This window comes from Streptomyces sp. SID3343 (genome assembly GCF_009865215.1).
GTDB lineage: Bacteria > Actinomycetota > Actinomycetes > Streptomycetales > Streptomycetaceae > Embleya.
The window spans coordinates 1-6,718 of sequence record NZ_WWJX01000150.1 but is presented as its reverse complement, the minus strand read 5'-3'; the positions used below and the strand labels follow the sequence as shown (position 1 = coordinate 6,718).

Here is a 6,718-nt window from a genome sequence, read left to right as displayed (position 1 = left end):
CTGGGGATGTCGACGATCTCGGCGCCGGCCGCGCGCAGCGCCTCGGCGAGGGCGCGATGCACGTCGAGCAGGCCGCCGGGGTGCCCGGTGGCGACCAGGACGCGCGACCGGCGGGCGGCGGCGTCGCGCAGTACGGCGGCCATGCGGTCCAGGCCGCGGACGGTCAGTTCCGGGTCGATCGTGTCCTGGCCGGCGACGTGCGTGGGGTCGGCGCCGACGCCGGCGCGCTTGACCATCACGGCGAGGACGTCGGCTTCGTCCAACCACCGCTCACCGAAGTCCAGACCGAACCAGTGGCGCGGGTTCTTGCGGCTCAGCTCGCGGTAGTGACGGAGGTTGATCTCGCGTGGCGTGGCGACCTGGCCGGCGATGCGGGTCGCCTCCAGGTGTCGGATCAGATCGCCGCGGGAGGGGGGAGTGCTCGGCAACGTCATACCGCCATTGTTCACGGGCGCCGATCGGACCGACGACCCGCCCATCCGGTGTCGACCGGAGTTGGCCCATTCTTCGCGTTTCGGAGAGGTGCCGTTCGCCGGGGCGACCCCGCGGGGCGCGGTCAGAGGACGCGTTGGGCCGATTCGACGCTGTCGGCCACGCTGGTGTTGAACGCGATCGCGGCCTGAGGCGCGTGTTGTCGGATCAGGTTCACGACCTGCTCGAAGAAGGTCAGCAGCGGCGCCGGCTTGCGAATCCCGCCGCCGACGACCACGACGTCCCACGCACGCTCGGTCAACGCCGCGATGATCTCGGGCTCGGCCGAATCGTCGAGGGCGACCATCGTCGTCGACACTTCGATGCCCTGTGCGCGGAAGCGGGCCATCTCACCGTCGAGGGCGGCGGAGATGGCAGGTCCGTCGAGGCCGGGTACGGCGTGCGGATCGATGCCGAGGACAAGGACGGAAGTCATCGGCCCAACCTACGCCTTGCCCTCGCGCTTGCGCCGAGGGGCCTCACCGAAGGGCCCTCGCCGAGGGGTTCCTGCGGGGGATGCCCGCCGAGGGATTCCCGCCGGGGGAGGGCTCTGGCAGGGTTCCGCGTTGATGACCGAACCCCGGGCGGAGCGAGCCGCGCGGGTCGCGGGCCTGGCCGCGTCGGTGGACGCCGCGCCGGCCTGTACGTATGTCGCGGGCATCGCCGGCCCCGACGGTGTCTGGACTTCGTGGATCGGCGACAGCCGCGCCTATCGGTTGCCGGACGACGGGCCGGGGGTGGCGCTGACCGAGGACGACGCGGGTGAACACGGCGCACTGTCCGCGTGGTTGGGGGCCGATGCCGACGAACCGGCGCCGCAGGGGCGCAGTTGTCGCCCGTCCGGCCCGGGTCGGCTGCTTCCGGGTACGGACGGGCTCTCGCGCTACCTGCCCGATGCCGACGCGCTGCGGGCCGTGCTCGATCGTCGCCGGCGCGCGGCGTCGGGTCGACCTGGTGGCGGACGCGCGGGCGTTGGTGGAGCATGCCCTCGACGCGGGCGGGCACGACAACGTCACGGCACTGCTGATTCCCGTCGCGGGCCACATTTTGTCGCCCGACTCGGTCAGCGGGCCGTCCACGCGCCGTCCATCGGCAGCGACGCGCCGCTGATGAAGGAGGCCGCGTCGGTGCACAGGAACAGTGCGAACTCGGCGACCTCGGCCGGTTCGATCAGGCGTTTGATCGCGGTGCGTTCCAACATGACGTCGCGTACGACGGCGTCGGGGGAAAGCCCGTGCAGGGCGGCCTGGTCGCTGATCTGATTCTCCATCAGCGGGGTGCGCACGTAGGCGGGGTCGACGCAGTTGGAGGTGACCCCGTGCGGCGCGCCCTCCAAGGCGGTCACCTTCGACAGACCTTCGAGCGCGTGTTTGGCCGCGACGTACGCCGACTTGAACGGCGACGCCCGAACCCCGTGCACCGACGAGATGTTGACCACCCGGCCCCACGCGTTCGCGTACATGTGCGGCAGGGCGCGGCGCAGGATGCGAAACGGCGCCTCGACCATGACCGCCATGATCCGGCGGAAGTCGTCGGGGTCGAATTCGGGGATCGGGGCGACGACTTGGACGCCGGCGTTGTTGACCACGATGTCGGGCACGATGTCGCCGCGGGTCAGGGCCTGTTCGAGGGCGTCGCTGTCGGCCAGGTCGACCACGTGGGCGGTGCCGTCGCACTCCTTCGCGGTCGATCGGGCCGACTCGGCGTCGCGGTCGAGGATGTGCACGTGTGCGCCGGCGGCGGCCAGGCGTAGCGCGCACGCGCGGCCGATACCGCTGCCGGCACCCGTGACCAGGGCGGCGCGGCCGGTCAGGTCGAGCGAGACGGGCGAGGTGAAGGGTGGAATCGACATGCCTGCGACGGTACGGGCGCGCGAGCCCGGCCGCCATCGACTCGGTGGTTTCCGGGCACCGCGACCGGTCGGGCCGCGCGGCTGCGGTCAAGAGTGGTGCTGTTCACGGGTGGTGCGGGAGCAGGCCGTCGATCAACGCGCGCAGGCCCGACGCGTAGGTGTCCCGGGCGGTCAGCTCGGGCCAGCGTTCGCCCAACGCGGCCAGGTGCGGCAGTTCGGCGGGGTCGAGCGAGCGGAACCGGGTGTCGCGATGCGCGGGACGCTCGGATTCGGCGCGCCGGCGCGCGGCGTTGGTGCGGACCACGATCTCGCCCACGGTGTAGTACCAGATGCCGCGGTACACGTGTACGGCCTGTTCGGGGGTGCACCCGCAGTCCACGGCGCCGGCCACGATCGTCTCGACCATCCACAGCGCCGAGTCTCCGGTGAGATCGTCGGCGGTGAGGATCTCGACGATCCACGGCCACGTGGCCAGTGAGTCGTGGATCGCGGTCGCGGCGGCGGCGATGCGCTCGCGCGGATCGCGCGGTAGATCGGGGCGCGGGGTGCTGTCGGCGTGGTCGTCGAGCAGCCGCGTCAGCAGGTCTTCCTTGTCGCGGATGTGGTGATACAGCGTCGTCGGCGAGGTGCCGGCCTCCGCGGCCAGCCGCCGCATGGTCAGTTTTTGCCAGCCGTCGCGATCGATGAGCCGTCCGGCCGCCGCCATGATCTGCGCGCGGGACGTGCGCGGTGGGCGGCCGGTGCGACCGCTTGGTTCGGCGGCGGGGGGTGACATCGCCCCATCATGGCGGCTTCCCTCGGCCGAGGCGAACCGCGCCCGGGGGTCGGCCGCGCGGGCTGCGGCTCGACAGTCCAGCAGGCCGGATGTTACTTTCCGAACGTGTTCGGAAAGTCGTCCGGCGCATCCGTAAACGACCTGTCGGGAGCCCTCCGATGACCACTGACGCAACCACCCCCTTCGCCCTGCTCGGCGCTTTCGTCCAGCTCAGGGAGGGTGGCGCGATCGACGCGAGCACCAAGCGGCCGGGCCCCGACGACGCCGGACTGTGGACGATGGGCGCGTTTCGCGCCGACAGCGACAAGGCGGTGCACGCCGACGTGTGGGAATGCCACTTCGGTGGCGACGAAGTGCTGTACGCGCTCTCCGGCGTCTTCCACATCCACCTGCGCGACGACACCGACGCGGCCGAGCCGGCCGCGACCCTGACGCCGGGCGCGTGCTACCTCGTCCCGCAGGGCCGCTGGCACCGGTTGACGGTGGCGGAGCCGGGCGAACTGCTGTCCATCAGCCCGCGCACGGGCACCCGGCACGAGCCGGTGAGCGGTGCCGTCCGCGGATGACAACGCTCGACGACCGGCCCGGCGGCGGGCGGGAATCGATCGACTCGCAGCCCCCTGCATCGCTGCGGCCGGGCGCGCCCTCGCCCGACCGCCGGACGGGTCGCAGTGCGATCTCGACCCGCTGTCTCAGCCCTGGGCCCGAGCGCGCATCGCTCGCGCGGAGCGGGCCGACTGCCCCGGGCGGGCGGGCTTCTCGGGAACGGCCGGCATCGCGGAGCGAGGTACTCGCTTGCCGCGGCCCACCGGCTTCGCGACCGGCCCGATCTCGCGGGTCAGCCACAGGCAGATCACGTTGACGACGTAGTTGAGCTCGGCCTTGTCGAGCTGGTTGCCCTTCGCGATGCCGTGCAGTTCCTCCAGGCAGTCGCGGCAGCACGTGCCCGTGGCGTGCTGGGCCACGAACACCGGGTGCCCGCGGTAGGGGGTCTGCTTGCCGTCCTTGGCGGGCTTCGCCGGGCCGATACGCCGGGCGACCCGGTCGTAGGTGTACCAACGCAGGCCCGTTTCGCCCAGCGTTTCGGCGAGGGTGCGTTCCCGGCCGGACAGCTGGAACCTGCTGCGGGAGGCGGTCTTGGCGATGGCGTCCAAGCGGGCGCCGAGCGGTTCGGGCCTGGTGCCCTTGGACGTTTTGGTTGTCATATTGCTTTCAACGGTAGCCCGTCGAAGCGGGCCCGAGTTCTCGCGGGCGCGCGAGCGGTTGTCCGAGGCACCCGCGGGGGCGGCGGGCAGGCCCGATCGCGCCGCGACGATGCTCGCCGAAGCGAGGTTCGGTGACCGAGCTTAGGTCACCCTAAGCAGCTCGGTATAGTGCTGCGCGTGCATCAGGTCACGGAGCCGGGCCGCGGGAGTCGCGAGGTCGAACCGCCGTATGCCGTCACCACGTCGCGGCTCGGCCGTGAGGCACGCCCGGCCGGCCATACCTGGGAGCCGCATCGCCACCTCGACCACGAGTTGCTGTGGGGGGTCGTGGGGTCGGTCACCGCCGTGGTCGACGGCGTGTCGTGGACGGTCCCGCCCACCGTGGGGCTGTGGCTGCCGGCCGGCGCGCTGCACGAGGTGACGACCGGGCCGGGCAGCGAATTCCACGCGACGTACTTCCGTACCGACGTCTTCGTTCCCGCGCGCACGCACCCGGGGGCGTGGGACCTCCCGGGTCTGGTTCCGATGTACGGCGCGCTGCGCGAAGTCCTGTTGTACATGCGGCGCTACGACATGCCGCTCGCCGCACGATCGCGGGCCGAGCACGTCGCGTTCGACATGCTCCAGCCCCTCGAGGTCGCCGCCGTCGACGTGCCGATGCCCACCGATGCGCGGGCGCTGGTCGTTGCCCGCGCGCTGGTCGCGCACCCGGCCGACCCGCGTGGACTGGCCGAGTTCGCGCGGCTCTCGGGGTGCAGCGCGCGCACCCTCACCAGGGTGTTCACCGCGGACACCGGGATGAGCTTCGTCCAGTGGCGCATCCAGACCCGGATGCGGGCCGCGCTGACCTACCTGGCGGCGGGGTTGCCGGTGTCGGTGGTCGGTCGTCGGGTCGGCTACGACAGCCCCAGCGCGTTCGTGGCCGTCTTTCGTCGGGTCACCGGCCGCACCCCCGGCCACTATGTCGGCCTCGGATCCGACGTCGACGCCGCCCGGTGGCCGGTCGGGGCCTGATCGGCCGCCGCATCGCCCGCTCGTCCCGTCGACCAGGCCCGCCACAGCAGCGCGTAGCGACCGCCCGCCGCCAACAGGTCGTCGGGGCGGCCGTGTTCGACCACGCGGCCCCGGTCCAGGACGACCACCCGGTCCGCGGTCGCGGCCTGATGCAGGCGGTGGGCGACCACGATCGCGGTGCGGCCGTCGAGCACTGCCGCCGCAGCGGCCTCCAGGGTGCGCGCGCCGGCGCTGCCCGCCTCCGCGGTGGCCTCGTCCAGGACGACGATCGGCGGGTCGAGCAGCAGGACGCGGGCCAGCGCGAGTTGCTGCGCCCTCGACGCGCTCAGCGGATGGCCGGCCGCCCCGACCCTGGTGTCCGACCCCTCGGGCAGCGCGTCGACCCACGTGTCGGCGCCGACCGCCACGAGCGCTCGCCGCACCGCCGCGTCGTCGGCGTCGGGACGGGCCAGGCGCAGGTCGTCCGCGACGGTGCCGGCGAAGACGTGTACCTCCTGCGTGACGAGCGCGATCTCGCGCCGGGTCGCGGTCCGGCTCAACTCCGACACGGGGACGCCGCCGATCCGGACCGTGCCGGCGTGCGGTGCCAGCACGCCGGCGACGAGGCCGGCTGCGGTCGACTTGCCCGCGCCGGTCGTGCCGACCAGGGCGACCCGCTCGCCGGGCGCGATCCGAAGGTCGAGCCCGGTCAGCACGTCGGGGCCGCCCGGGTAGGCGAACGAGACGTGGTCGACCTCGACGGACGCGTCGCCCGGATGCGGTGCGTCGGTGGGTTCCGGCACCTGTGGCACCAGGGTGACCCCCACGAGGCGGGCCAGGCCCGCGCCCGCCTCCTGGAGCACGTCGAAGACCCCGAGCAGCGCGCCGACCGGGTCGAACAGGCGTTGGAAGAACAGCGCGGCGGCCGTCGCCTCGCCCACCGAGACCGAGCCCGAGCGGACGAGGTGGAATCCGACGGCGAGCACCGCGGCGAGGCCGACGAGTTCGGCGATGTTGAGCCGGCCGAGGAAACGTCCGCGCAGGCGGGTGGCCCGCAGGCCGAGTTCGACCGCAGCCGTCGAGCGGCTCGCGACGGCGTCGAGGTGGGTGGGGCCCAGACGCATCGCGGTGACCGTGTCGACGGCGCCGAGGGCGTCGAGGAGGCATTGCGTGCGCTCGCCCTCGGCGATCCGCTCGGCCCGGTACACCGGCGCGGACCGCCGCAGGTACCAGCGCAGCGCGCCGATCTGGATGGGCGCGGCCACCGCGGCCGCGACGGCGAAGCGCCAGTCGAGGGCGCCCAGGCCGACCAGGGTCAGCGCGATGGCCAGGAACGCGGTCGCGAAGACCGGGACGGCCTCGGCGGCGGCCTCGGCGACCACCCGCACGTCGCCGCCGATCCGCGAGATCAGGTCGCCCCGG

At 73.1% G+C, this 6,718-nt stretch carries 8 protein-coding genes; 2 read left to right on the top strand and 6 right to left on the bottom strand.

Translation table 11 applies throughout. The annotated features are described in order from the left end of the window. From GT354_RS05270 to GT354_RS05255, 4 genes are all read right to left on the bottom strand, one after another. Window positions 1-434: phosphatase (locus GT354_RS05270; protein ID WP_202511532.1), on the bottom strand; the 434-nt coding region annotated here is incomplete at its 3' end. 122 nt (window positions 435-556) lie between these two features. Next, entirely contained in the window at window positions 557-907 is a 351-nt protein-coding gene (locus tag GT354_RS05265; protein WP_161354999.1) for a hypothetical protein, read from the bottom strand. A gap of 627 nt (window positions 908-1,534) precedes the next feature. Continuing rightward, window positions 1,535-2,323: a 3-hydroxybutyrate dehydrogenase gene (locus tag GT354_RS05260; RefSeq protein ID WP_161354998.1), complete on the bottom strand. Its 789-nt coding sequence runs from the start codon at window positions 2,321-2,323 to the stop codon at window positions 1,535-1,537. A 103-nt stretch (window positions 2,324-2,426) separates the two neighbouring features. Continuing rightward, a complete protein-coding gene (locus tag GT354_RS05255) occupies window positions 2,427-3,098 on the bottom strand; it encodes a TetR/AcrR family transcriptional regulator (protein ID WP_161354997.1) in 672 nt (223 codons plus the stop codon). Between the two features lie 158 nt (window positions 3,099-3,256). Here GT354_RS05255 and GT354_RS05250 point away from each other — a divergent pair, with 158 nt between their 5' ends. Continuing rightward, entirely contained in the window at window positions 3,257-3,664 is a 408-nt protein-coding gene (locus GT354_RS05250) for a cupin domain-containing protein (protein WP_161354996.1), read from the top strand. Window positions 3,665-3,790: 126 nt separating this feature from the next. Here GT354_RS05250 and GT354_RS05245 read toward each other — a convergent pair whose 3' ends face one another. Continuing rightward, a complete protein-coding gene (locus GT354_RS05245) occupies window positions 3,791-4,303 on the bottom strand; it encodes a DUF4186 family protein (RefSeq protein ID WP_161354995.1) in 513 nt (170 codons plus the stop codon). A 177-nt stretch (window positions 4,304-4,480) separates the two neighbouring features. Between GT354_RS05245 and GT354_RS56355 the strand changes: the two genes are divergently transcribed. Then, complete coding sequence (locus GT354_RS56355) at window positions 4,481-5,317, top strand: AraC family transcriptional regulator (RefSeq protein WP_202511531.1); 837 nt, start codon at window positions 4,481-4,483, stop codon at window positions 5,315-5,317. Here GT354_RS56355 and GT354_RS05235 read toward each other — a convergent pair. Further along, on the bottom strand, window positions 5,263-6,718 hold a 1,456-nt coding region (locus GT354_RS05235; protein ID WP_161354993.1), incomplete at its 5' end, for an ABC transporter ATP-binding protein. The two genes, GT354_RS56355 and GT354_RS05235, sit on opposite strands and share 55 nt — an antisense overlap.

Excerpts from the sequence above, each read along its gene's own strand:
- GT354_RS05255 (WP_161354997.1), bottom strand. The coding sequence starts at position 3,098 with ATGTCACCCCCCGCCGCCGAACCAAGCGGTCGCACCGGCCGCCCACCG.
- GT354_RS05245 (WP_161354995.1), bottom strand. The coding sequence starts at position 4,303 with ATGACAACCAAAACGTCCAAGGGCACCAGGCCCGAACCGCTCGGCGCC.
- GT354_RS05260 (WP_161354998.1), bottom strand. The coding sequence starts at position 2,323 with ATGTCGATTCCACCCTTCACCTCGCCCGTCTCGCTCGACCTGACCGGC.
- GT354_RS05250 (WP_161354996.1), top strand. The coding sequence starts at position 3,257 with ATGACCACTGACGCAACCACCCCCTTCGCCCTGCTCGGCGCTTTCGTC.
- GT354_RS05265 (WP_161354999.1), bottom strand. The coding sequence starts at position 907 with ATGACTTCCGTCCTTGTCCTCGGCATCGATCCGCACGCCGTACCCGGC.